Consider the following 22,970-nt stretch of genomic DNA (forward strand, 5'->3'; position numbering starts at 1 on the left):
CTCAACGCCTGCCACGCCCGGCATCCTCACCGCTACCGCAACAAACCCACCGCACCAGCCGCCCCGGCCCACGCCGGCATCAACTACAAAACCAACCAGCTGTCACAAACAGCTTGATTCATTCCGGGCTCCCGGCGAACTCGCGCGTTTCCGGCGAATTAGGTGCGGCGCTTGCGGGAGCTTGGCGCGTATCCTGATGGCATGGCAGGGCCTTGGCTTCGCGCCCGGTTGCGGCGGTTCGCCGCGCCGGCGGCCGCAGCCTTGCTGGTCGCCACAGTTGGCGGCTGCACCCCGGCACCCAAGCCGCCCGACCAGCAGACACCGCCAAGCTGGGTATTCGCTGACCTGCTCGATTTCAGCCAGACCATGCGGGAAGAAGGGGCTCCGGCCGTTCTTATCCAGGCCAGGAACAACGGCGCGGAGTGGACTCACGCGGAGGGAGTCCGGACCCTCGGCGGCGGGCAGCAGGTGCAACTCAACGATCCGATCCACATGGGCGGGCTCACGACGTCCATGATCGCTGTCTCCGTGCTGAAGCTCGCGGAGGAAGGCCGGATCGCCCTCGACGGCCAGGTGGACGACTATTTCCCCGGGTTCAGCCGCATTCTGAAGCCGCCGGAGCCCATTACCGTGCGCAGACTTCTCAACCAGGAATCGGGCATTCCGGACTACGGGGACGTCCTGTGGACGTCCGGCCCGCTCCGGCAGGTATTCAACTCACCTTTGACCCTGCGAGAGCGTTTGGCCCTCGCCGCCCGCCTTCCGTGGAAGTACAAACTCGCCCAGCCCTTCGAGCCTTCCGGCTCGAACTTGGTCGCACTCGCTTTGATCATTGAACGGCTCCGGGGTCGTCCCTTCGCCGAGGTCCTGCGGTCAGACATCATCGAACCGCTCGGGCTCACGGAGACCTTCATGACCGCCGAAGGGCGTCCGAAAGACGAACTGCTGCACGGCTACATCACTGTTGAGGACAAACAGTTCGACGTCGCCTATCCCAGGGTGTATATCGATGCTCCTGGCGGCATGGTTTCCACCGTCCGGGACGCCAATACCTATTACTCGGCGCTGCTTCAGGGGAAGCTGCTGAAGCAGTCCACCCTTTCGCAGATGAAGGAAGCGGTTTACTCCAACTTCAAACTCGGCCTGGCACGCTGGAACGACACCTGCACCAACGACTTCTACTACGGCAACATCGGTGACGTGCAGGGCTACGGGATGGTCTCGATGACCAGCGCCGACGGAAAGCGGCAGGTCACCATGGCGATGACCTATCCGCCGTCGCCGTTCGTGGCCTTCCTCCACCCGCTGGTGCCCGAGATGGTTGATCTGGCTGAGCAACTGCTGAACCAATGGTGTTGACCCCGCCAAGCCAAGAGCACCCCTTGCGTCGCGAACAGCCGCGCGGAAGCATGAAGGCATGCTGACGATCGGTACGACTGTCCTCGGGGTCAATGACGTCGCCCGCGCCACAGCCTTCTGGTGTGATGCTCTGGGCTATGTGCCGCGGGACGACGGCGACGAAACCTGGGTGGTGCTGGTCCCGCGGACAGGTGAGGGAGCCCGCCTTGCCCTCATGATCAGCGAGACGCCCGTGCAACCGCACCCGCGTATGCACCTGGATCTCTACGCCGACGACCAGGCGGGGGAGGTGGAGCGGCTCGTGGAACTCGGCGCCTCGCAGGTGGACTGGGACCTGTACCCGGAGGACCCCGACTTCATCGTCCTGGAAGACCCGGACGGAAACCGCTTCTGCGTCGTGGACGCCGGAGCCTGAGGCCCGATAGCTTCGCACGTCAAGCAACGGCTGGCGGGAGAAGCTGTCTCCCGCCAGCCGCTTTCCGGCCCTCGCTGCTGAAGGCCGGGTAACCGTTGCCCTCTAGGGCTGGAGGACCACCTTGATGCAGCCGTCCTCTTTCTTCTGGAACTTTTCATAAAGCGCCGGCGCCTCGGCCAGCCCCGCGCGGTGGGTGACCAGATCCGTGACACCCAGCGGATCGGCGTCGTCCTCCACCAGCGGAAGCAGCTCATCCGTCCAGCGGCGGACGTTGCACTGGCCCATCCGGAGCTGGATCTGCTTGTCGAACATGGTCAGCAGCGGCATGGGGCTGGCAGTTCCGCCGTAGACGCCGCTCAGGGAGAGCGTCCCGCCCCGGCGGACCGAATCAATGGCCGTGTGCAGGACCGCGAGGCGGTCCACGCCGGCGGTTTCCATGGCCTTTTGTGCCACTTTGTCCGGCAGGAGCGCGAGCGCGTGGTGGGCGAACGCGGCGACTGGCGAGCCGTGGGCTTCCATGCCGACCGCGTCCACAATCCCATCGGGTCCGCGGCCGCCGGTCATTTCCCGCAGTTCATCAGCCACGCCCTTGGAATAGTCCAGGACCTCGACGCCGTGCCGCGCCGCCATCTCGCGCCGCTCCGGGACGGGGTCCACTCCGACCACCCTCAGTCCCAGGTGCGTGCCGATCCGCGAGGCGAACTGCCCCACGGGTCCGAGCCCGAACACCGCGAGGGTGCCGCCGTCCTGGACGTCCGCATACTTCACACCCTGCCAGGCCGTGGGAAGGATGTCAGAAAGGAACAGGTAGCGGTCATCCGGGAGTTCCTGGCCCACCTTAACCGGGCCATAGTCGGCGTACGGTACGCGCAGGAACTCGGCCTGGCCGCCCGGGACCGACCCATAGAGTTCGGAAAAGCCAAACAGTGCGGCCCCGGAACGCTTCTCCCTGACTTGGGTGGTCTCACACTGCGACTGGAGCCCCTGGCTGCACATGTAGCAGTGCCCGCAGGAGATGTTGAACGGAATCACCACCCGGTCGCCCTTGGCGAGGTTAGTGACGGCGCTCCCCACCTCCTCCACGATTCCCATGGGCTCGTGGCCCAGCACGTCCCCCTTGTGCATATAGGGTCCCAGTACCTCATAGAGGTGGAGGTCCGAGCCGCAGATCGCGGTGGAAGTGATCCTGATGATGGCGTCCGTAGGCTCCTGGATCACGGGGTCCGGAACTTCTTCCACACTCACTGAGCGCTTGCCTTGCCAGGTCAGTGCCTTCATGGCGTTCCTTCCTTAAGCTGAAGATGGGCTTTTTCGACCGTATCGCCGATCCGTCGCGATGGGAAGATCAGTATGCTTATCAACTTCCGGCCCGGCCCTGTTGTAAAAGTAAGCCAGCTTGCTTTTTCGCTTGTTTCGGCCAGCGAAGGCTCCTAGCGTAGGAACTGTCGCTGCCCCCCAAGGAAAGGCATCATCATGACGCTGTACCAGCCCGAACCCGTGGAGATTTCCACCCGGATACGTCCGGGCGAATGGACGGAGGCCAGCCTTGAGGAGCTGGTCACCACCTACCGGGCAAAGATTCTGGCCATGGGGGCGGCTGTTGCGGAGGTGGTCACCGAAGTGGTCAGGAACGACGACGGTTCAGTTGCGGTTTCGGTGGCGTGGAACAGGGGCGACTACGCTGACGAACCGGGGGCCGGCGACCCTGCGGCCACCGAGTCCACAACCGGCCCGGCCACCTTGTAGGTCCGGTAGCCCGCGCGCAGGCTGGCTCGTTAACCGGCGAGGAGCCTCCCGATCGCACTGTCACTGAGGTGGTCCAGCAGTTCCCGGGGACCCGAGTACACGTCGACGGCGCCCGCCTCTCGCAACTCGGCCTCACTGGTCCCGCCGGAGGTCAGGCCGATGGTGGGCATGCCAAGCCTGGCCGCCGCATAGACGTCCCAGACGGCGTCCCCGACGTAGACGGCGTTGTCCGCCTCCAGCTCTACGGCGCGCAGTGCGGCGATGAGGATGTCCGGCTCGGGCTTGCTCTCCTCGGCATCGTTGGCGCTCGTTGCCGCATGAATGAAGGCATCGGCGGACAGGCTGGAGCGGAGGGCCTTGAGGTCCTGATCCTTGGCCGAGGACGCCAGCGCCACAGCCAGGCCGCTCTCGCAGCACTGGGCGAGGAGTTCCCGGGCTCCATCGAAGGGGCGCAGGGACGGCCAGTAAGTGCCGAAAATCCCGGAGTGGGCCGAAAGAATTTCTTCGTCCCCGGCCTTGTCACGCCCTTCCGGCAGCAGGTGGTCCACCAGCCGGGCACCGCCCATCCCCACGCAACGGTGGATCTGCGCCATGGGCACGTCGAAGTCCGACTGGCGGAACGCCTGCCACCAGGCGAGCGTGTGTATGTAGGCAGAGTCGATCAGGGTCCCGTCAACATCAAACAGGACTGCTTTGCGGCGCGGGCCGGCGGCGCTGCCGGCCGGCGTCCCGGGACCAAATATTCCAGCCATTCCACCGCTCCTTCTCCATAATTCACCAAGTCATTAGTAAGTATACTTATTGACGTCCGGCTGGCTGAGCGAAGCGGGGAATGGACGGCACCTATGAAGCCGTTCCCGCCCTCGATGGCAGGGGCTTATCACTTCGCCGCGCCCGTTGCTGATGAAGTTCCAAGGCGCTCGTCACGAGGGCGAAGTGGCTGAATGCCTGCGGCGTGTTTCCCAGGTGCCGCGCACTCTGGACACCCCACTCCTCGCTCAGGAGACCGACGTCGTTCCGCAGCGCAAGGAGGCGCTCAAACAGTTCGGTGGCCTGCCGGCGCCTGCCGGCGCCGAGCAGCGCCTCCACCATCCAGAAGGAGCAGGCAAGAAAGACACCTTCCTCCCCCGGCAGGCCGTCGTCGCTGTCCTGGGGCCGGTACCTCAGCACAAATCCGTCCTCGGTCAGCTCCCGCTGGATGGCGTCGATGGTGCCTATGACGCGGGGATCATCCGGCGGCAGGAACCCTACGCGCGGGATGAGCAGCAGGCTGGCATCCAGTTCCGGGCGGCCGTAGGACTGGGTGAAGGTGTTCCGCTCCGGGTCGTACCCGTGGGCCATGACATCGTCGCGGATGGTCTCCCGCAGCTCCTCCCAGCGGTCGGCAGGCCCGGGGAGCCCGGAGTCCCTGACGCCCTTGACCATCCTGTCCGCCGCTACCCAGGCCATCACCTTCGAGTGCGTGAAATGGCGCTTGGGCCCTCGCATTTCCCACAGCCCGTTGTCCGGCTGGTCCCACGCGCCTTCCAGATACTCCATGAGCGCCACCTGCACGTCCCAGGCCTCGTCCGTGTGCTTGAGCAGCGAGTTCCGGGTGAGTGAGAGACAGTCCAGCACTTCGCCCCAGACGTCCAGCTGCAGCTGGCCCGCTGCACCGTTGCCCACTCTCACCGGCGACGAGTTCTCGTAGCCGGCCAGCCACGGGAGCTCCATCTCGGGCAGCCGGCGTTCCCCGTGGATCCCGTACATGATCTGCAGGTCCGCCGGATCCCCGGCCACGGCGCGCAGCAGCCAGTCCCGCCAGGCGGCGGCCTCGGCGGTGTAGCCCGCGGCCAGCAGTGCCTGCAGTGTCAGGGTGGCATCGCGGAGCCAGCAAAACCGGTAATCCCAGTTCCGCGGACCCCCCAGCTGTTCCGGCAGTGACGTGGTCACAGCAGCCACGATGCCACCGGTCGGCGCGTAGGTGAGGGCCTTGAGGGTAATCAGCGAACGCTCCACCGCATCCTTGTAGGGACCTGTCACCTTGCACTGCCCGGCCCATTCGCGCCAGAACTTTTCGGTGGATTCCAGCACTTTCTCCGCGTCCACCGATCGCGGCCTGTGGACATGGCTGGGCGCCCAGGTCAGCACGAAGGGCACCCGCTCGCCGGCTTTCACGGTGAAGTCGCTGACGGTGTGCATGTGTTCGCCCCGAAGCGGCGCGGTGGTCACCAGGTAGGCCGAATCCGGCCCGGCGATAGCATGCAGGCCGTGGCTGTCCCGCCGGACCCAGGGCATGATGTGGCCGTAGTCGAAGCGCAGGGCAAGCTCGCCCTTCATCCTGACATGGCCGTGGAGCCCCACCACGATCCTGACGATGTCCGCCACCTCGTCGCGCGGAGGCATGAAGTCGATGACCCGGACGGCGCCATCCTCTGTTTCCCATTCGGTTTCCAGGATCAGTGTGTGGCGGCGGTAACGTCGCCGGGTGCATTCCCCTGCGCCTGCCGGAGCGATCCGCCAGCGTCCGGACTCGGGGGTATCCAGCAGCGCATTGAAGCACGCCGGCGAATCGAAGCGCGGCAGGCAAAGCCAGTCGATGGAACCTTCAGTGCTGACCAACGCCGCGGTGTGCAGATCGCCCACAACCGCATAATCCTCGATGCGTACCATGCCCTTACAGTGCCACAGCTGACACGTCCGCACGAGGGCACGCCGGGTGTAGCCTGAGGTTAGCTGAAGCAGCACCCCCGGAACCTGACCTTCGAACCTTTCGTGACGGCCCCGCCGAACGACAGAGCAGAACTGGAGCCTTCTTTGGACAGTCGCCTGAACGAGACCGATGTGGTGGGCTACGTCCAGGATCTCCTGCTGGACACCCAGGACGTCGGAAATTTCCTGAACGAGCTGGCCCGTTACTCCTCCGAGCAACTGTCAGGACCGCGCGGCCATGTGCACTGCGGAATTACGCTTCTGCGGAACCGCACAGCGGGCACTGTGGCCAGCAGCAGTGAGCGGGCCCAGGCGGTCGACGAGATCCAGTACCAGTTCGGCGACGGACCCTGCCTTCGCTCGTGCCGGGAAGGCGTCCTGGTCCATGTTCCGGATTTCAAGCTGGATACGGAATTCCCTGAATACAACGAGACCATCCTCCGGAACGGCATGCGCTCCGTTCTGGCGGTGCCGTTTGACCTGCCCGGAGATAATGCCCGCGCCGGCCTCAACCTCTACTCCGATAAGCCGAACGCTTTCGATGCCGCCGCGATCGAGCACGCAGTCACCTACGTCCGCCAGGCATCGAAGGGACTCCAGCTCTCCATCCTGCTGGCAAAGCACAGCGACACCGCCTCGAACCTGAAGGCGGCGATGGAGTCGCGGACCATCATCGACACCGCGGTGGGCATCATCATCGCGCAGAACCGCTGCAGCCAGGAGGAGGCCATCAAGCTGATTAAGTCGGCCTCCAGCAACCGCAACTTGAAACTCCGCGATGTGGCCGCCGCGATCGTGGAGTCCGCCGGCGGCGGAAGCCTGACCACGCACTTCGATTGATTACCTCCGACCAGCCTCAGCGGATAGTCTCCTGACATGCTGAAACTGTCATTTAACTCTACCCTGCCCCCTGTTTCCTGCGTGGCTTCGGTGCCGGCCACATCGGCTACGGCGTCGACGGAATAGACGAATGACAGTGCACATCGGCACCTCGGGCTGGAGCTATGACCACTGGGAAAACGTGCTTTACCCGCCGGGACTTCCCGCCCGTGACAGGCTGCAGCACTACGTGGCGTGCTTCGGCACCGTGGAACTGAACGCCAGCTTCTACCGCTGGCCGAGGGACACGTCCTTCGCCAGCTGGCGGCGGCGGCTGCCCGACGGGTTCGCGTTGTCCGTCAAGGCCCCGCGCGGCCTGACCCACGGCAAGAAGCTCTACAGCCCGGAGGTCTGGATCGAGCGGATTGCCCGATCCTGGCACGAGCTCGGTGAGAAGCGCGCCGTGCTGCTGGTCCAGCTGCCGCCCGGCCTGGCGCGTGACGACGCCCGGTTGGACTACTTTCTGGGCGCCCTGCCGGACTGGATCCGGGTGTCCGTGGAGTTCCGGCATCCGAGCTGGGACCACCCGGATGTCTACGCCCTGCTGGAGCGGCACAACGCGGCCTACTGCGTCATGAGCGGAGCCAATCTGCCATGCATCTTGAGGGCCACCGCACCCTTCGTCTATGTCAGGCTGCACGGGCCGGACCACCAGCACCTGTACGGCGGCTCGTACTCGGAGGAGGAGTTGCGCTGGTGGGCGGAGAGGATCCGGGAGTGGCGCGGCGCGGGCAAGGACGTTTACGCCTATTTCAACAACGACGGCGGCGGCAACGCGGTGCGGAACGCTGACACTCTGCGGTGGCTGCTGAGGGACGGTTAACGGCGTTAGGGCGGCGCGCGCCGTGCCGGCGGCAGGTAACAGAGCCCGGTAACCGGCCCGGCGGCCCCGGCCTGTGGCAGAGTGAAGGAATGGACACGGCGTCACAGGAAAGTTCTTTGTCAGGCACACACGTCTTCCGCCTGGCCCACCGGCTCTCGGCCGCAATCAACACCGCGCGGCTAAAACTCGCCCGCCGGTGGAAGTTCGAACCCAAAACCATCGCCTATCAGGGATACGGTTCCACGGACTGGGTGCGGGTGCTCGGCCGGGTGGTGCTGGCCAGCAAGCCCGTGCCCGGAAGCCGGGCCGAGCACGCCGCCAGGAACGGAACGCAGAACGTCCGGGGCTGGCGCGCCTTCACCAGCGTTCCCATTCCGGGCTCGGAGGTGGAAATTGAAGTGGGCGGCACTGTCACGAAGGTCAGAGCCGACAGGGGCGGACTCATCGACATTGATGTCAAGGTTTCCCTCTCCCCCGGCTGGCACACGGCCGTGTTGCGGTCCGAGGGCACTGAGCCCGCCGACGCCAGTATTTTCGTCATTGGTCCGGAGACGAAGTTCGGCATCGTCTCCGACATCGATGACACCGTCATGGTCACGGCGCTGCCCAGGCCGTTCCTTGCCCTGTGGAACACGTTCGTTCTAAGCGAGCGGGCCCGGATGGCAACGCCGGGAATGGCTGTGTTGCTGGACCGGCTGACGGTAGAGCATCCTGACGCCCCCGTCATCTACCTGTCCACGGGCCCCTGGAACGCGGCACCCACCCTTGCCCGGTTCCTCACGCGCAACATGTACCCCTCCGGCGCGCTGGTACTCACGGACTGGGGACTCACCCAGGACCGCTGGTTCCGCAGCGGACAGGACCATAAGCGCCAAAACCTGGAGCGCCTGGCGGCCGAATTCCCGCACATGCGGTGGCTGCTCATCGGCGACAACGGCCAGCACGATGAGCAGATCTATTCAGCGTTCACCCACGACCATGCCGACAAAGTGGCCGCGATCGCCATCCGGCAGCTGTCTGTCAGCGAATCAGTCTTCGCGGGCGGTCATTCGGAAGACGGAGACCACAGCGCCTCCTCGGTGACGTGGATCTACTCGCCCGACGGCGCGGGCATTGCCCGCCAGCTCAGGGACCTTGAACTGATCTGAGCTGAGTTGATCCGGACCGCCCCTGTACCTGGCGGTCACAGCCCCAGCGGCTGCGCACCGCCGTCGGACCTTCCGGGCTCCGCACCCGCCGCCAGCTCCGGCTCCGAGGAGGCGGCGGCGGCGACGGCGGCCCCCGCCGACGCTACGAGGTTCCGCTCTTCGAGGAGCTCCTGGAGCCAGAAGTAGGATGCCTTGGGCGTCCGCTCCATCGTCTCGAAGTCCACGTGCACCAGCCCGAATGGCTGGTTGTAGCCGCCCGACCACTCGAAATTGTCCATCAGGGACCACACGTAGTAGCCGCGAAGATCGACGGACTCGGCCTCGCCGCCGGGCGCCGTAGCGCGGAGCGCGGTGCCAATGTGGTCCGACAGGTACCGAAGACGGCGCTCGTCCGGGATGAAGCTGCGGTTGGCGGCTTTGTCCGTGACGATGATGTCCTCGAAGCTCGCTCCGCCTTCGGTGATGATGACTGGCGGGAGGTTCGGGTACCGCTCGGCCATTTCCTTGAGTGCCACGGTCAAGTACTCCGGTTTGACCGGCCATCCGTAGGCGGTGGTCTCGGTGTCCGGCCAGGGCTCAATGTGCAGCGGTCCGCCTGGGGTGGCGGCGCTGAGATCGTCCCCCATGGCCTCGGCCATGGCCGCGGGCACCGGGCTGTCGCCCGCTCCTGCCGCCACCCGCGTGGGCATGTAGTAGTTGAGCCCGTAGAAATCCATCGGCTGCGAAATGATGTCCATGTCCTCGTCCGGATGCTCGAACGACGAGAAGAACTTCCCGATGCGGACGAGGTCGGGGTATTTTCCGGTGAGGACCGGGTCCGCGTACAGGCGGTTCTGGGCCACATCCATGGCCCCTGCGCTCAGCCAGTCCAGCGGGTTGCCGGAATTCGGCACCATCGGCGAGTACACGTTGGTCATGCCGATTTCCCCGGCCACGTTGGCGGCCCGCAACGCCTGGAGCGCGAGCCCATGCCCCAACAGCTGGTGATGGACGCTGGGCAGCCCGTTCGCAAAATCCGCCAGGCCCGGCGAGTGCAGACCCAGAGCATAGCCGTTAGTGGTCACCGTGGCGGGCTCATTGATTGTCACCCAACGGGCTACGCGGTCCCCGTAGGCTGCCCCCGCGATGGCCGCGAACTCGCCCAGCCGGTAGGCGGTATCCCTGTTGAGCCATCCGCCGGCCTCGTCCAGCGGCAGCGGCGTGTCCCAGTGATAGAGCGTCATCATCGGGGAGATCCCGTTGGCCAGGAGCTCGTCCAGCAGGCGGTCGTAGAAATCCAGGCCGGCACGGTTCACCGGCCCGCTGCCGCCGGGCTGGATCCGGGGCCATGAGATCGAGAACCGGTACGAATCGATGCCCAGTTCCCTCATCAGCGCCACATCCTGCGGCATGCGGTGGTAATGGTCGCAGGCCAATGCGGGGTGGTGGCCGTCCACTATGTTGCCTGCCTTTGCCGCGAAGACGTCCCAGCCCGCCGGTCCGCGGCCATCCTCATCAAGGGCGCCCTCGATCTGGAACGCGGCTGTGGCTACCCCCAGGGTGAAACCCGGCGGGATCATGGCGGCCAACTCTTTGGCGGAAGTGTGCATGGCAGGGGACCTTTATGTTGTTGTCTCGAAGGGGCAGAAGGACAGTTTGCCTCAAACTACGCCGTCACAATAGCAGCCCGCCTGCCTTGATCACCGAAATCACGTTCCCTGCCGGGTCCTTGAACCAAGCAATCTCCGGACCCTCGCCTCGGGCGATGCCCTTTTCGTCGGTGGGCAGATCGGGGTCGTCGTAGATCTTGGTCCGGACACCGGCGGCGTTGAGCTCGTCTACCGCTGCATCGACGTCGTCCACCACCAGGTTCAGCACCGTGAAGGTGGCGGCCTCGTGGTTGTCCTTGGGATAGACAAAGACCTTGTGCCCCTCGGGCATCGTGAGCTCCAGGGTGCCCATTCCGCCGTCGGCAACGGTCAGGCCGAGTTTCGCTCCGTAGAACTCCTTGGCCTGCGCCACGTCATTGACGCTGAAGCTGGAAAACGAACCCTTTGGCGTAAACATGGTCTTCTCCTTTGACGGCACCGGGACTTGCGGTACCTCCCAGAATGGCACACGCCGCAGTGCCTGACGAGAACCACCAGGCCGTGCTGGAAGGCCGGCAGAAGGTCACTCCCCGACTTCCGGAGCGGCACTGATAGGGTCTGCCCATGGATGAAAAACTGGGGAAGTTCATCGATGATTTTGCACAGCTGGTGCAGCTTGCGCAGTCCGGCCAGCACCGGGTGCGGGCCGGGACACAACTGCTGACCACACTCACGGAACATTTGGCGGTTCCCGCGGAAACGCTGTCTGTGGTGGTGGAGGAGATCCCCCCGCACCGGTTCGTAGATGCTGACATCCTGATGGCAGAACTTGCCGCCGAGGACGGGGACTTCCGGCTGGTGGGCATCGGCGGCGGGGACCAGCGGCACCACCAGTCCTTGAGCGACATGCTGCAACAGTCCCAGTTCTTCCCGCAGTTCCCGCTCTCGCAGCCGGATTACGCGAACCTCGCGGTTGGACCCGACGAGCAGCGGCAGGCCGTTGCCCTTGGCCTGTGGCTGTTCAGCTATGCGGGCAGTCCGGTGGCCGTCCTGCAGCGGGACGCCAACCCGCGGTACGGGCGGCAGATGGCCTCCCTCGAAGTCGTGGCAGGTGACACCGGGAGCGCCGCCGCGTTCCTGGCCGAGTTCCGCCGCCGGATGCAGTTCCGCAGCGTGCTGAAGGGCCAGATCATTTCACTGATCATGGGCGAGTACGGTCCGAGCGCCGCGGGCGTCACCTTCCACGCCAGACCTGCCCTGGCAGCCTCCGAGGTCATATTGCCTGAGGGATTGTTGCAGAAGGTGTCCGACCACGCACTTGGCATCGCCGAACACCGGGCGTCACTCAGCGAATACGGGCAGCACCTGAAGCGGGGCATCCTCCTGTACGGCAAGCCAGGAACGGGCAAGACCCATACTGTGCGGTATCTGCTGAGCCAGAGTGAGGGGTCCACGGCCATCCTGCTGTCCGGCGGATCGCTGGCCAGAATCTCCGAAGCCGCAGCCATGGCCCGGGCGCTGCAGCCTTCCATCGTAGTTCTTGAAGACTGCGACCTGATCGCCGAAGACCGAAGCTTCGGCCACGGACCGCAGCCGCTGCTGTTCGAGGTGTTGGATGCCATGGACGGACTGGACAACGATGCCGACGTGGCGTTTGTCCTCACCACCAACCGCGTGGACATGCTGGAACGTGCCTTGGCTCAGCGTCCCGGCCGGGTGGATCTGGCCGTTGAAATTCCGCTCCCGGCCCTGGAAGAGCGCGTCGACCTCGTGAACCTGTACGCCCGGGGGATTCCGTTCAGTCCCGGCGCCATCCAGGATGCGGCGGCCAGCACCGAAGGGACCACCGCCTCCTTTGCCCGGGAGCTGGTCCGCCGGGCTGTGGTGGCGGCCGCAATCGAGGGGGTTCCTGTAGCTGACGGTCACCTCGGGACGGCGGTGGACGGGCTGATGGCCGACGGCCAGGCCCTCACCCGGAGCCTCCTGGGCAGCGGCCCGGTCGACGCCGACGGCTTCGGCGCGCCCGGCTTCGGCGGATTCAGCAGCGGGCCGGGGCCCACCTAATGCATCACCGAGGGCGGGCCGAAGAGAAAATCCTTGGCATGGGCCACGGCTTTCTTGAAGGCGTCATTCCTCAAGGCCACGAGGTGTTCGGAGCCGTCCAGCCCGGGCTCCAGGTAGCCTGTGAAACCGGGACGAAGCACCCAGATATCCCCCGCCGGAGGCAGGTAGAAGACTCCGAACGAGCGGTGCTGGCGGTCATCGTCCGTCCAGATGGGCACTACGGCCACGGCAGCACCGGTGGCGGGATGGATCCACTGCGCGCGTGGAAGAGGCTCCGCATGGGCCTCCGGGTCCAGGAAGGGTGCAGTTCCTTTTCCCCAGCGCTCCTCAAACCGCTCATAAAAGGCAGGAATCAGGTGGGAGTCGTATCGGCGCCAGTCGCTCATCGTCTTCGTTCTCCTCGGGGGTCGATGCGGATAGGGGCCCAGGGTCCGCTTTCCCATCGGACAGGCGTTGCCCGCAGCGGCGGGTCCTCGTGGCGAATCAGGCGGACGGGAATGTCCTGTGGCCGGTCCGGTGTCTTGTCCCGTGCCGGCCGGCCGCCATGGGCCGCTGCAGCCGTGTTTGCTTCGCAAATAGCTTCGCGGTCATAGGCCTGGCGGCGCTTTGGATCTCGCAAGACCTCGAAGGCCTGCATAATCAGTTGCAGTTCAGCGGGCGCGCCAGCGGGGTTGTCCAAATCCGGGTGGTGCGTTCGCATGAGTGACCTGAAGGCGCGCAAGATATCGCGCTGGGTCGCTGTGCGGGGCACGTGCAAGACGGCGTAGTGATCGGCGAAGTTGCTGGCCATTGTCTGTCCTGCTCAGGGTCGGTTCGCGAGACATCCTTCGGCGGCCGCTGCTGCAAGTGGCTCGGGGGCGGTCTCGGGCCTCAACCCGGAGGACCGCCCCGTCAGCAGCAACACCATCGGGACCGGACAGCCGGTCCCGCCTGGGGACTAGGTTTCGATCTGGTGCAGCTCACCCTTGCTTTCAATTTCAATCCTGCGGGGCTTTGCCTGCTCCGCAACCGGAATTCGGAGCGTCAGAACACCGGCGTCGTAATGGGCCTTGATGTTGTCCGTGTCCAGGGTGTCTCCGAGGATCAACTGGCGGCTGAAGACTCCGCGAGGCCGCTCGGCAACCACCAGCTCCACGTTGGGCTGCGTGGGGTCCTGGCGTTCCGCCCTGACAGTAAGGACATTCCGCTCCACATTCAGGTCGACCTTGTCCGGCAAGACGCCCGGAAGATCAAAGGCGACAACAAACTCTCCATCTTCCTGCCACGCGTCCATAGGCATGGCCGCGGGGCGTGCAGCCGTTCCGAAGACCTGCTGGGTAAGCCGGTCCAGCTCACGGAACGGGTCGGTACGGATGAGCATCATTTCCCACTCCTTCAGCATCTGGATGATTCATGTCGACCCGCCACTATCTATGGTGGCGGATACAGATTTTTTATAGCACCGGTGGCAAACTGGTGCAAGAGGCAAACCGAAGAAACGTCAACCAAGGGATAGCACCATGACAGGTCAGGCCGGCGACCGAAGGCTCTACGCCATTTCAGTCGTGGCGGGCCTGCTCGGCACCGGCCAACAAAACATCCGGCTGTACGAGCGCCGCGGATTACTGACGCCCGAGCGAACTTCCGGCGGGACCCGACAGTACAGCGAATCGGACCTGGCGGTCCTGCGCCGCATCGGGGAGCTTCTGGATGAAGGTCTCAACCTGGCAGGTGTGGCAAGAGTGCTGGAACTCGAGGTCGATAACGCCAGGCTCCGCCGGGAGTTGCAACGCGCACGCTCCCGCAACACGCGTCAACCTGAGGGCGCCTGAGCATACCTTCGGCACCCAGCCCGCGGCGGCGGAGGGCCTCTCGCTCAGATCTGTCCGCCGGCAAGCAGGAAGGACTCTTCCAGCAACTCGGCGAGTTCGCCGCCGTCGAGCTTTGCCAGCCGCACGAGGACCAACTGTGGCGACCGCTCGTGGTGCGGCGTCCAGAAATAAGTTTCGGGTTGTGTTCCGACGAGCGCCTCGCGCTCTGAAGTCTTGACCGTCAGCACGCCCTCGTCCCAGATCCGGGCCATGAGGGTTTTGGCGAACCATGCAGGCCGGTTCCAGCTGGAGCGTTCAGTGACTCCCGGGAGCGAGAGGCAGGTCCGGCGGACGTCAGCTTCAGTTGCCATGGCCCCGGGCTATTCCGAGGGGGAATCGGCTTTGGACAGCTCCCCAGTGACGGATTCCCCCGGTATCCGGGCGGTCCGCCACGTGTCCACCGCGATCACGGCCCCCATCACCACGAGTGACAGGGATATGGAGGCGACGGCGTCACTCACCCAGTGGTAGCCCAGGTACAGCCTGCTGACCGATGCCAGAATCACGCCAATAATGGCCACGACGAACCCCACAACGGCGGTCTTGGGATTCTTGCGCCGGGAGAAGACCAGGAACGTGCCGACCAGGAGGAAATCCGAGGCACCCAGCACATGGCCGGACGGAAAGGAGAAGGTGTGGTCTGCACCAAAAAGCATGAGATCCACCGGGGGCCGGTCACGCCCCACGGCATGGCCGATGAGCTGTGCGAGCCCGACTCCGGTGAGCATGGCGGCCGCCAGAAGGATGGGCCGCCAGGCATGCTTGGCCAGGATCCCCCAGGCGACGGTGACCACCAGGACAATGATCGGCAGCCCCACGGGCCCAAAGATGACCGCCAGAATGATCATGACAACAGTCAGTACATCCGAGCGGGTGGTCAGCAGCCATCTCCGGGCAGCTTCATCCGAACTCGCCATGCCGTTGTGCTGGAGAACCCCGGCGAGCGTCACGAAGAAAATCGCTGCGCCCACCACAGCGAGGACAACCGCAACGACATAGAGCCCTTTCCGTGCACCGGCGTCCATGTAGCGTTCTTCGACCACGAATTTGTCGTGGAACACCCGCCACCATCCCGCCTTGCCCGCCGATTCTTCTGCCACGTGGAAGCCTGCCTGTGCGTCGATCGATTGAAATGGTTTCTGTGATGAAGATTATCCCGTTTCCCGCTCCCGGGGTGCGGGCGCCAGGGGTGGGCTGCCCCTTACCAGGCAAAGCGGCCCCTGTTACCGTGAATTACCCAGCCCCCACGAGGTTCCAGGAGACGACATGAGCACTGAAGAAACCGGCACCGGCCAGGCCGATCAGACCACCGGGTCGCAGAATCAATCCTGGGGCGAGGCTCCCGGCTCCGGGAACGGCGCCGGCCTCGGAACAGGCGAAGCCAACACCTTCGAGCCGGAAGAAGGAACCGATGCCCGGGACGGTTCGGCCGCCGGAGAGCCCACCGTGGCCACGGCCGAGGACACTCCGGACGTGGACGACACCCCGGTGGACACGACCGAGCCAAGTTGACCGCAACTTCGTGTCATCCCATCGAGGGGTGAGATCTCGGCGCCCAGGTTCGCCCAAAACGCCGAGATCCCACCCCTCGTTTGCTTCCGGCTGCTGTCCGGGAGCTCTGTCGCGGAAGACACGCCCGGTGGATAATGGACACACACTGGAGTGGCGACGCAGCTACGGAGGATGCCATGAAGATCATCGGAACGCTAGTGATCCTCTGGCTCATCATCGGAGCCTTCGCCGCATTCCAACGCGGCTATTTCAGCGGTTCCCCGGACTCATGTGCTGAGGCGGGCACTGTGGCCGTGACCATCGCGGCCGGGCCGCTGAATTACATGGGCGCCAACCCCAAGATCGCCTGCAAGGTCCCGCAGCCTTCGAAGTAGCCCGCCGGCCCGTCAGCGTTCACGGGGGATTCACGCGCGCGTCCGCACGTGTCAAAACAGGGTGGCTACGTTCGGTCCATGGACATTTCGCGCAGAACGCTCATCACCACCGGCCTGGGTGCCGGCCTCGTCATCGCGCTCCCCGGCACCGCCGTCGCGGACCAGCGGAATTCCGAAGCAGGCCTCCGCGCCGACCCCTTCACCTTGGGCGTGGCCTCCGGCGACCCGTGGCCTGACGGTTTCGTTATCTGGACGCGCCTCGCCCTCAGCCCACTGGCCGAGGACGGGATGGGCGGCATGCCGTCGCACAATGTCGCTGTGGCCTGGGAAGTGGCCGAGGACCCTGCCATGCGGAAAGTCATCCGACGCGGTGTGGAGAGCGCTGCGCCGGCGAGTGCCCACTCCGTGCACGCCGAGCTGCGCGGCCTGAAGCCGGGCCGTGAATACTTCTACCGGTTCCGGACCGGACGCCATGTCAGCCCTGTCGGCCGGACCCTGACGAGTCCTGCGTGGAACGAGACTCCGGCAGCCCTGGCCATGTCCTTTGCCAGCTGCGCCCAGTACGAGCACGGCTTTTTCACCGCCTACCGGCGACTTGCCGACGATCAGCCGGACCTGGTCCTTCACCTCGGTGACTACCAGTACGAATACAAGAAAGGCTCCTATGTGGTGGGCGGCGGCAACGTCCGCGACCACGAGGGCCCCGAGACGGTGACGCTGGAGAACTACCGCCAGCGCCACGCGCAGTACAAGGCCGACGCCGACCTCCAGGCGGCGCACGCGGCCGCCCCTTGGCTGGTGGTGTGGGATGACCACGAGGTGGACAACAACTGGGCCGACGAGGTCCCGGAGAACACCGATCCAGCCCAGCTCAACGACACTGCGGCCAACTTCCGCAAACGACGGGCAGCGGCCTTTCAGGCGTACTACGAAAACATGCCCATGCGTGCGCCGGCCGTCCCCGCAGGCGCTGACATGAAGATCTACCGAACGGTGCAGTGGGGACAGCTGGCCAACTTCCACATGATGGATACGCGCCAATACCGGGATGACCAGCTGGCGGGTGACGGCTGGCGAGCGAATGTCCAGGAGCGCCTCGACGAGGACCGCAGCATCACCGGCCAGGATCAGGAGCAGTGGCTGCTGGACGGCTTCCGGAAGTCCCGGGCGCGCTGGGATGTCCTGGGCCAGCAGGTGTTCTTCGCAGAGCGCGACCGCAACAAAGCGCCGGAAATCGACGACGTGTCCATGGACGGGTGGGACGGTTATGCTGCCTCCCGCCGCCGCATCACACAGGGCTGGGTGGACGCGAAGGTGCGCAACGCCGTCGTGCTTACCGGTGACGTCCACCGCCACTGGGCCAACGACGTCAAGGTGAACTACCAGGACCCGGACGCGCCCGTGGTGGGGTCGGAGCTGGTGTGCACGTCGATCACGTCCACCGGCAACGGAACAGGCTCTGTCTCGGATCCGACCATGGCCTGGAACCAGCATCTGAAGTTTTACAACGACCAGCGCGGTTACGTCCGGACCACCATCACGAAGGACTCCATGAAGGCCGATTTCCGTGTGCTCGATTACGTGAGCGTGCCCGGCTCCCCGGTCAGAACCAGGGCGTCCTTCCGGATCGACGACGGCGTGCCGGGACTGCAGCCCCGCGGCTAGACCAAACGGGTGCAGGGCGGAACGCACCCTGCACCCGTGCAACCTTGCCGGCCCCGGCTCCTCGGGCGGCGGGGGAGCCCGCGCCCACGCGATTATATGTGATTTGACCCACACGAATGAGTGAGATATTCTCAACATTGTTAGCGCTCACAAGAGCGCGGCGACAGCTTCATAAAATTGCTAGGTTCGCAGCACCTGACCGAACTTACAACAAAAAGCCTTCTGGTGCGTGGCCGCAGGACCGCGCACCAGCTGACCGGACCCAACTGCCGGTCCCGTCGGAGGGCGCAGATGCCTTCCGACTCAGCACTAATTCGCGGCACGAGTCAGCCGCGGAAGGAGAACAACGTGCGTATCAAGAAACTCCTGGGCGCCTTCGCCGTCGTCCTGGCCGTCACGGTCGGTGCGACGGGCTGCGGCAGCCGGCCCGGAACCGCCGCTCCCGCCGCCAGCACTGATGCGGCGGGGTCCCTGGTGGGCATTTCGATGCCGACCCAGACCTCGGAGCGGTGGATCAATGACGGCAAGAATGTCAGCGATTCCCTGGCCAAGCTCGGTTACAAGACTGACCTTCAGTACGCAAACGACGACATCCCGACGCAGGTTTCGCAGATTGAGAACATGCTGACCAAGGGTGCTAAGTCGCTGATCATCGCTGCCATTGACGGCACCACGCTGACCGATGTCCTGGCCAAGGCCAAGGAACAGAACGTCAAGGTCATCGCCTATGACCGGCTGATCAACGGCTCGCCGAACGTGGACTACTACACCACCTTCGACAACTACGAGGTCGGTGTCCAGCAGGCCACGTCGCTGCTCACGGGCCTGGGCCTGGTGGATGCTTCCGGCAAGAAGGTGGCCGGCAAGGGTCCGTTCAACGTGGAGCTGTTCGCCGGCAGCCCGGATGACAACAACGCCAACTTCTTCTGGACCGGCGCGATGGACACCCTGAAGCCGTTCCTGGATGCCGGTACCCTCAAGGTGCCCAGCGGCCAGACCAAGTTCGAGCAGGCCGCGATCCTGCGCTGGCAGGCTGCGACGGCCCAGAAGCGCATGGAGGACATCCTCACGGCCGCGTACGGTTCGGGCAAGAAGCTCGACGGCGTGCTGTCGCCCTATGACGGCCTGTCGATCGGCATCATCTCGGCACTGACCAGCACTGGCGGCTACTCCAAGGGCGCCCTGCCGGTCGTGACCGGCCAGGACGCGGAGAAGGGCTCGGTCAAGTCCATCGTCGCCGGGGAGCAGTACTCCACGATTTTCAAGGACACCCGCAAGCTCGGTGAACAGGCCGTGAAGATGGTCGACGCCGTCCTCAAGGGCCAGGAAGCCGAAACCAACGACACCAAGACCTACAACAACAAGGTCAAGGTGGTCCCGGCCTACCTGCTCAAGTCCGTGATTGTCACCAAGGACAACTACAAGCAGGAACTTATCGACTCCGGTTACTACACGGACGCTGACATCAAGTAGCCACCGTGCCGGGTGCGGCCTGACTTTGGCCAGGCCGCACCCGAACGGGGCCCCGCATCCGCAGGAGTCCGGCTCTCGAACAGTCAGCAGGAATTGACCATGAACGTACCCATTCTTCAAATGCGGGGAATCACCAAGACCTTCCCCGGCGTGAAAGCCCTCCAGGACGTCACCCTGAACGTGAACCGCGGCGAGGTCCACGCGATCTGCGGTGAAAACGGGGCCGGCAAATCGACCCTCATGAAGGTGCTCTCCGGCGTCTATCCGCACAACACCTTCGACGGCGACATCCTCTTCGAAAACGAGCCGTGCGACTTTTCCACCATCAGCGACAGCGAAAAGCGCGGGATCGTCATCATCCACCAGGAACTGGCCCTCAGCCCGTACCTGTCCATTGCCGAGAACATCTTCCTCGGAAACGAAATCGCCTCCCGGGGGTGGGTGGACTGGCGCCAGACCAACCTGGAAGCGGCGAAGCTCCTGGCCCGCGTCGGGCTCAGCGAAAACCCCGTGACCCCGATCCAGCACATCAGCGTCGGAAAGCAGCAGCTCGTGGAGATCGCCAAGGCGCTGTCCAAGGAAGTGAAGCTGCTGATCCTGGACGAGCCCACGGCGGCGCTGAACGACGAGGACTCGGGGCACCTGCTGGACCTCATCCTGCATCTGAAGGGCCAGGGCGTCACCAGCATCATCATCAGCCACAAGCTCAACGAGATCCGCAAGGTCGCCGACGCCGTCAGCATCATCCGCGACGGCAAGACGATCGAGACTCTGCGCCTGGACCAGGGACAGATCACCCAAGAACGGATCATCCGAGGCATGGTGGGCCGCGACCTGAAAAGCCTCTACCCGGAGCGCACGCCGACGATCGGCGAGGAAGTCCTCCGGATCGAGGACTGGACGGTCCAGCACCCGCAGGACCACAGCCGCACCGTGGTCCACAACGCCAGCCTGAACGTCCGCAAGGGTGAAGTCGTCGGCCTGGCCGGGCTCATGGGCGCCGGACGGACTGAACTGGCCATGAGCGTTTTCGGGCGTACCTATGGCCGGGCCACCTCCGGCCGGGTATTCAAGTATGGCGAGGAGATCAACACCTCCACCGTGTCTGACGCAATCCGGCACGGCATCGCCTATGCCACGGAGGACCGCAAGCACTACGGCCTGAACCTCATCGAGGACATCAAGCGCAACATCTCGATGGCGGCGCTGGGCAAGCTCGCCAAGAAGGGCTGGGTGGACAGGAACGAAGAGACCGTCGTTGCCAACCGGTACCGGAAGAGCATGAACATCAAGGCGCCCTCGGTGGCTGCCATCACCGGAAAACTCTCCGGCGGCAACCAGCAGAAAGTCGTGCTGAGCAAATGGATGTTCTCCGACCCCGATGTGCTGATCCTCGATGAGCCGACACGGGGCATCGATGTGGGCGCCAAGTTCGAGATCTATTCGATCATCGCCGGACTCGCCGCCGAAGGGAAAGCCGTCATCGTGATCTCCTCCGAACTCCCCGAACTCCTGGGCATCTGCGACAGGATCTACACGCTGTCCGCCGGGCACATCACGGGCGAAGTCCCGATTGCCGAAGCATCCCAGGAAACACTCATGCACTACATGACCCAAGAGAAGGAATAACGACCATGTCCGCCCTCCGAGAATCCATGGGCTTCCTGGCAAGCCGCCTCCGCCAGGTCGGCATCTTCGTCGCCCTGATCCTGATCGTCCTGCTGTTCCAGGTCCTGACCAACGGCATCCTGCTCGAGCCGCAAAACGTCACCAACCTCGTGGTCCAGAACAGCTACATCCTGATTCTGGCCATCGGCATGGTGATGGTCATCATCGCGGGCCACATCGACCTCTCCGTCGGCTCCATCGCGGGCTTCATCGGCGCCGTCGCCGGCGTGATGATCGTCCACTGGGGCTGGGCCTGGTGGGCCGCGATCCCGGCCTGCCTGCTCGTCGGCGCCCTTGTGGGGGCCTGGCAGGGATACTGGATCGCCTACGTGGGCATACCGGCCTTCATCGTCACCCTGGCCGGCATGCTCATCTTCCGCGGCCTGACCCTGATCACGCTCAAGAACCAGCAGATCACCCCGTTCCCGGCCGAGCTCCGCGCCTTGGGCGGAGGCTTCCTCCCGGACATCTCAGGCGGCACCTCAGTACTGGAGTGGCTGACAGTCATCCTCGGTGTCGGAGCCACAGCCGCTCTGCTGATTCAGTCCATCAAGGAGCGCCGCGTCCGCCGGAAGTTCAACCTCGAAAACGAACCCATGGCCTGGTTCGCCATCAAGACAGTCTTCATCGCGCTCCTGATGCTCACCATCACGTTCCTGCTCGCGAGCTACCGCGGCACCCCGATCGTGCTGATCGTCCTGGCCGTCCTCGTCATCGTCTATTCCGCGCTCATGAGCAACAGCATCTTCGGCCGCCACACCTACGCCATCGGCGGCAACCTCCACGCCGCCGAGCTCTCGGGCATCAAGACCAAGGCCGTCACCTTCCGGCTCTTCGTGAACATGGGAGTGCTCGCCGCCCTGGCGGGCCTCGTATTCACGGCTCGGCTGAACTCCGCCCAGCCGGCCGGCGGCACCGGCTTCGAACTGGACTCCATCGCTGCGGCCTTCATCGGCGGGGCCGCCGTCCAGGGCGGAATCGGCACCGTGGCCGGAGCAATGGTCGGCGGCCTCATCATGGGCGTGCTTAACAACGGCATGTCCATCCTGGGCCTGGGCACCGACTACCAGCAACTGATCAAGGGCCTGGTGCTGCTGCTTGCCGTCGGCTTCGACATCTTCAACAAGAACCGCAGCGCCGGCGGCGGATCCACCCTCGGCAAGCGTTTCAAATGGAAGACAACCCCGCCCGCCGGTGTCGAGGAGACCAAGCCAGCGGGCAAGACACCAGTCTCTGTGGCTGCCGTGGCTCACCCGGCAAGCGCTGCTGAGAAGCCCTGAACCCCACGGCACCGTCGGATGGCGTGCTGCCGGGACGGACAGGAAGGAAACCATGGCCGAGGCAGACAACGACTGGACCCTGCTGGTGGGCCGCACGGTCGAACTGCGGCGCGGCGGCCAGCACGTCCGCACCGCCGAGGTGGAAGACGTCACGTGGGATTCCTCGGTCATGTGGCTGCGTTTTGACGGCAACCACGGCCGGCAGCTGATCAGCAAGGCCGATGGCTACGAGGTCCGGCCGATTGCCTGACCTCGTTGCCTGACACTACTGCTTGACATCATTGCCTGAGCCGCAGGCGGCACGCCGCCTGCGGCTCAGGTCGTCACCAGTGGTGCCTCACCAGTCATGGACGGTGCCGTCGACCAGGCGGTTGTAGGGCAGGTAGGCCTGCTGGTACGGGTAGGTGGCCGCGGCTTCCTCGTTGAATTCGACGCCGATGCCGGGCTTGTCGCCC

The 22,970-nt window shown here is 64.7% G+C and carries 25 protein-coding genes; 15 read left to right on the top strand and 10 right to left on the bottom strand.

Annotation, left to right across the window (positions count from 1 at the left end):
• The first annotated feature begins 201 nt into the window (after positions 1-201).
• Together LQ144_RS20390 and LQ144_RS20395 are read left to right on the top strand one after the other, a co-directional pair.
• Entirely contained in the window at positions 202-1,359 is a 1,158-nt protein-coding gene (locus LQ144_RS20390; RefSeq protein WP_230120901.1) for a serine hydrolase domain-containing protein, read from the top strand.
• A gap of 58 nt (positions 1,360-1,417) precedes the next feature.
• Entirely contained in the window at positions 1,418-1,774 is a 357-nt protein-coding gene (locus tag LQ144_RS20395; RefSeq protein WP_230120903.1) for a VOC family protein, read from the top strand.
• A 102-nt stretch (positions 1,775-1,876) separates the two neighbouring features.
• Here LQ144_RS20395 and LQ144_RS20400 read toward each other — a convergent pair whose 3' ends face one another.
• Positions 1,877-3,052: a zinc-dependent alcohol dehydrogenase gene (locus tag LQ144_RS20400; protein WP_230120905.1), complete on the bottom strand. Its 1,176-nt coding sequence runs from the start codon at positions 3,050-3,052 to the stop codon at positions 1,877-1,879.
• A gap of 195 nt (positions 3,053-3,247) precedes the next feature.
• On the opposite strand from LQ144_RS20400, the gene LQ144_RS20405 reads away from it, so the two are divergent.
• On the top strand, positions 3,248-3,520 hold the full coding sequence (locus tag LQ144_RS20405) for a hypothetical protein (RefSeq protein ID WP_230120907.1): 273 nt from the start codon (positions 3,248-3,250) through the stop codon (positions 3,518-3,520).
• 29 nt (positions 3,521-3,549) lie between these two features.
• Here LQ144_RS20405 and LQ144_RS20410 read toward each other — a convergent pair whose 3' ends face one another.
• Together LQ144_RS20410 and LQ144_RS20415 are read right to left on the bottom strand one after the other, a co-directional pair.
• Positions 3,550-4,272, bottom strand: coding sequence for an HAD family hydrolase (locus LQ144_RS20410; RefSeq protein WP_230120908.1), 723 nt, complete (start codon positions 4,270-4,272; stop codon positions 3,550-3,552).
• Between the two features lie 91 nt (positions 4,273-4,363).
• The gene (locus tag LQ144_RS20415) at positions 4,364-6,172 is read right to left on the bottom strand and encodes a glycoside hydrolase family 15 protein (RefSeq protein WP_230120910.1); all 1,809 of its coding nucleotides are present in this window, start codon (positions 6,170-6,172) and stop codon (positions 4,364-4,366) included.
• Between the two features lie 144 nt (positions 6,173-6,316).
• Between LQ144_RS20415 and LQ144_RS20420 the strand changes: the two genes are divergently transcribed.
• The 3 genes from LQ144_RS20420 (at position 6,317) to LQ144_RS20430 (ending at position 9,061) form a co-directional block, all read left to right on the top strand.
• Complete coding sequence (locus LQ144_RS20420) at positions 6,317-7,051, top strand: GAF and ANTAR domain-containing protein (protein WP_230120912.1); 735 nt, start codon at positions 6,317-6,319, stop codon at positions 7,049-7,051.
• A 130-nt stretch (positions 7,052-7,181) separates the two neighbouring features.
• Complete coding sequence (locus LQ144_RS20425; protein ID WP_230120914.1) at positions 7,182-7,913, top strand: DUF72 domain-containing protein; 732 nt, start codon at positions 7,182-7,184, stop codon at positions 7,911-7,913.
• A gap of 116 nt (positions 7,914-8,029) precedes the next feature.
• Positions 8,030-9,061 (top strand): phosphatase domain-containing protein, encoded by a 1,032-nt coding sequence (locus LQ144_RS20430; protein ID WP_230120915.1) that lies wholly within the window; start codon positions 8,030-8,032, stop codon positions 9,059-9,061.
• 35 nt (positions 9,062-9,096) lie between these two features.
• Here the strand turns inward: LQ144_RS20430 and LQ144_RS20435 are convergent, their stop codons facing one another.
• Both LQ144_RS20435 and LQ144_RS20440 read right to left on the bottom strand, forming a co-directional pair.
• Positions 9,097-10,650, bottom strand: a complete 1,554-nt coding sequence (locus tag LQ144_RS20435) for a family 1 glycosylhydrolase (RefSeq protein ID WP_230120917.1) — start codon at positions 10,648-10,650, stop codon at positions 9,097-9,099.
• Positions 10,651-10,714: 64 nt separating this feature from the next.
• Entirely contained in the window at positions 10,715-11,107 is a 393-nt protein-coding gene (locus tag LQ144_RS20440) for a VOC family protein (RefSeq protein ID WP_230120919.1), read from the bottom strand.
• 146 nt (positions 11,108-11,253) lie between these two features.
• On the opposite strand from LQ144_RS20440, the gene LQ144_RS23025 reads away from it, so the two are divergent.
• Complete coding sequence (locus tag LQ144_RS23025; RefSeq protein WP_290369797.1) at positions 11,254-12,693, top strand: ATP-binding protein; 1,440 nt, start codon at positions 11,254-11,256, stop codon at positions 12,691-12,693.
• Here LQ144_RS23025 and LQ144_RS20450 read toward each other — a convergent pair.
• The 3 genes from LQ144_RS20450 to LQ144_RS20460 form a co-directional block, all read right to left on the bottom strand.
• Positions 12,690-13,079, bottom strand: a complete 390-nt coding sequence (locus LQ144_RS20450) for a hypothetical protein (RefSeq protein WP_230120921.1) — start codon at positions 13,077-13,079, stop codon at positions 12,690-12,692. The genes LQ144_RS23025 and LQ144_RS20450 overlap by 4 nt on opposite strands.
• On the bottom strand, positions 13,076-13,483 hold the full coding sequence (locus tag LQ144_RS20455; RefSeq protein ID WP_230120929.1) for a DnaJ domain-containing protein: 408 nt from the start codon (positions 13,481-13,483) through the stop codon (positions 13,076-13,078). The genes LQ144_RS20450 and LQ144_RS20455 overlap by 4 nt, the downstream gene beginning before the upstream one ends.
• Before the next feature lie 147 nt (positions 13,484-13,630).
• Positions 13,631-14,053 (bottom strand): Hsp20 family protein, encoded by a 423-nt coding sequence (locus LQ144_RS20460; protein ID WP_230120950.1) that lies wholly within the window; start codon positions 14,051-14,053, stop codon positions 13,631-13,633.
• 139 nt (positions 14,054-14,192) lie between these two features.
• Between LQ144_RS20460 and LQ144_RS20465 the strand changes: the two genes are divergently transcribed.
• Entirely contained in the window at positions 14,193-14,504 is a 312-nt protein-coding gene (locus LQ144_RS20465; protein WP_230120931.1) for a MerR family transcriptional regulator, read from the top strand.
• 44 nt (positions 14,505-14,548) lie between these two features.
• Here the strand turns inward: LQ144_RS20465 and LQ144_RS20470 are convergent, their stop codons facing one another.
• Together LQ144_RS20470 and LQ144_RS20475 are read right to left on the bottom strand one after the other, a co-directional pair.
• Entirely contained in the window at positions 14,549-14,854 is a 306-nt protein-coding gene (locus LQ144_RS20470) for an MmcQ/YjbR family DNA-binding protein (protein ID WP_230120933.1), read from the bottom strand.
• A gap of 9 nt (positions 14,855-14,863) precedes the next feature.
• Positions 14,864-15,643 (bottom strand): phosphatase PAP2 family protein, encoded by a 780-nt coding sequence (locus tag LQ144_RS20475; protein ID WP_230120935.1) that lies wholly within the window; start codon positions 15,641-15,643, stop codon positions 14,864-14,866.
• Positions 15,644-15,809: 166 nt separating this feature from the next.
• Between LQ144_RS20475 and LQ144_RS20480 the strand changes: the two genes are divergently transcribed.
• From LQ144_RS20480 to LQ144_RS20510, 7 genes are all read left to right on the top strand, one after another.
• Entirely contained in the window at positions 15,810-16,055 is a 246-nt protein-coding gene (locus LQ144_RS20480; RefSeq protein ID WP_230120937.1) for a hypothetical protein, read from the top strand.
• 176 nt (positions 16,056-16,231) lie between these two features.
• On the top strand, positions 16,232-16,429 hold the full coding sequence (locus tag LQ144_RS20485; RefSeq protein ID WP_230120939.1) for a hypothetical protein: 198 nt from the start codon (positions 16,232-16,234) through the stop codon (positions 16,427-16,429).
• A gap of 78 nt (positions 16,430-16,507) precedes the next feature.
• Entirely contained in the window at positions 16,508-18,094 is a 1,587-nt protein-coding gene (locus LQ144_RS20490; RefSeq protein ID WP_230120940.1) for an alkaline phosphatase D family protein, read from the top strand.
• Between the two features lie 348 nt (positions 18,095-18,442).
• A complete protein-coding gene (gene chvE / locus LQ144_RS20495; protein ID WP_354962224.1) occupies positions 18,443-19,567 on the top strand; it encodes a multiple monosaccharide ABC transporter substrate-binding protein in 1,125 nt (374 codons plus the stop codon).
• Between the two features lie 99 nt (positions 19,568-19,666).
• Positions 19,667-21,196 carry a multiple monosaccharide ABC transporter ATP-binding protein gene (gene mmsA, locus LQ144_RS20500; RefSeq protein ID WP_230120944.1) on the top strand — a complete coding sequence of 510 codons (1,530 nt, stop codon included), beginning with the start codon at positions 19,667-19,669 and terminating at the stop codon, positions 21,194-21,196.
• 5 nt (positions 21,197-21,201) lie between these two features.
• Positions 21,202-22,515, top strand: coding sequence for a multiple monosaccharide ABC transporter permease (gene mmsB, locus LQ144_RS20505; RefSeq protein WP_230120946.1), 1,314 nt, complete (start codon positions 21,202-21,204; stop codon positions 22,513-22,515).
• A 52-nt stretch (positions 22,516-22,567) separates the two neighbouring features.
• Positions 22,568-22,765, top strand: a complete 198-nt coding sequence (locus tag LQ144_RS20510) for a hypothetical protein (protein WP_230120948.1) — start codon at positions 22,568-22,570, stop codon at positions 22,763-22,765.
• Positions 22,766-22,970: the final 205 nt, after the last annotated feature.

Origin of the sequence: Arthrobacter sp. Bi83 (assembly GCF_918698095.1) — a bacterium.
GTDB lineage: Bacteria > Actinomycetota > Actinomycetes > Actinomycetales > Micrococcaceae > Arthrobacter.

What these genes read in the sequence shown, in the direction of transcription:
- LQ144_RS20390 (WP_230120901.1), top strand. Translation starts at nt 202, where the DNA reads ATGGCAGGGCCTTGGCTTCGCGCCCGGTTGCGGCGGTTCGCCGCGCCG.
- LQ144_RS20435 (WP_230120917.1), bottom strand. Translation starts at nt 10,650, where the DNA reads ATGCACACTTCCGCCAAAGAGTTGGCCGCCATGATCCCGCCGGGTTTC.
- LQ144_RS20460 (WP_230120950.1), bottom strand. Translation starts at nt 14,053, where the DNA reads ATGCTCATCCGTACCGACCCGTTCCGTGAGCTGGACCGGCTTACCCAG.
- LQ144_RS23025 (WP_290369797.1), top strand. Translation starts at nt 11,254, where the DNA reads ATGGATGAAAAACTGGGGAAGTTCATCGATGATTTTGCACAGCTGGTG.
- LQ144_RS20440 (WP_230120919.1), bottom strand. Translation starts at nt 11,107, where the DNA reads ATGTTTACGCCAAAGGGTTCGTTTTCCAGCTTCAGCGTCAATGACGTG.
- LQ144_RS20480 (WP_230120937.1), top strand. Translation starts at nt 15,810, where the DNA reads ATGAGCACTGAAGAAACCGGCACCGGCCAGGCCGATCAGACCACCGGG.
- LQ144_RS20425 (WP_230120914.1), top strand. Translation starts at nt 7,182, where the DNA reads ATGACAGTGCACATCGGCACCTCGGGCTGGAGCTATGACCACTGGGAA.
- LQ144_RS20470 (WP_230120933.1), bottom strand. Translation starts at nt 14,854, where the DNA reads ATGGCAACTGAAGCTGACGTCCGCCGGACCTGCCTCTCGCTCCCGGGA.
- LQ144_RS20395 (WP_230120903.1), top strand. Translation starts at nt 1,418, where the DNA reads ATGCTGACGATCGGTACGACTGTCCTCGGGGTCAATGACGTCGCCCGC.
- LQ144_RS20455 (WP_230120929.1), bottom strand. Translation starts at nt 13,483, where the DNA reads ATGGCCAGCAACTTCGCCGATCACTACGCCGTCTTGCACGTGCCCCGC.
- LQ144_RS20485 (WP_230120939.1), top strand. Translation starts at nt 16,232, where the DNA reads ATGAAGATCATCGGAACGCTAGTGATCCTCTGGCTCATCATCGGAGCC.
- LQ144_RS20490 (WP_230120940.1), top strand. Translation starts at nt 16,508, where the DNA reads ATGGACATTTCGCGCAGAACGCTCATCACCACCGGCCTGGGTGCCGGC.
- mmsB (WP_230120946.1), top strand. Translation starts at nt 21,202, where the DNA reads ATGTCCGCCCTCCGAGAATCCATGGGCTTCCTGGCAAGCCGCCTCCGC.
- LQ144_RS20450 (WP_230120921.1), bottom strand. Translation starts at nt 13,079, where the DNA reads ATGAGCGACTGGCGCCGATACGACTCCCACCTGATTCCTGCCTTTTAT.
- LQ144_RS20405 (WP_230120907.1), top strand. Translation starts at nt 3,248, where the DNA reads ATGACGCTGTACCAGCCCGAACCCGTGGAGATTTCCACCCGGATACGT.
- LQ144_RS20465 (WP_230120931.1), top strand. Translation starts at nt 14,193, where the DNA reads ATGACAGGTCAGGCCGGCGACCGAAGGCTCTACGCCATTTCAGTCGTG.
- LQ144_RS20510 (WP_230120948.1), top strand. Translation starts at nt 22,568, where the DNA reads ATGGCCGAGGCAGACAACGACTGGACCCTGCTGGTGGGCCGCACGGTC.
- LQ144_RS20415 (WP_230120910.1), bottom strand. Translation starts at nt 6,172, where the DNA reads ATGGTACGCATCGAGGATTATGCGGTTGTGGGCGATCTGCACACCGCG.
- LQ144_RS20400 (WP_230120905.1), bottom strand. Translation starts at nt 3,052, where the DNA reads ATGAAGGCACTGACCTGGCAAGGCAAGCGCTCAGTGAGTGTGGAAGAA.
- mmsA (WP_230120944.1), top strand. Translation starts at nt 19,667, where the DNA reads ATGAACGTACCCATTCTTCAAATGCGGGGAATCACCAAGACCTTCCCC.
- LQ144_RS20410 (WP_230120908.1), bottom strand. Translation starts at nt 4,272, where the DNA reads ATGGCTGGAATATTTGGTCCCGGGACGCCGGCCGGCAGCGCCGCCGGC.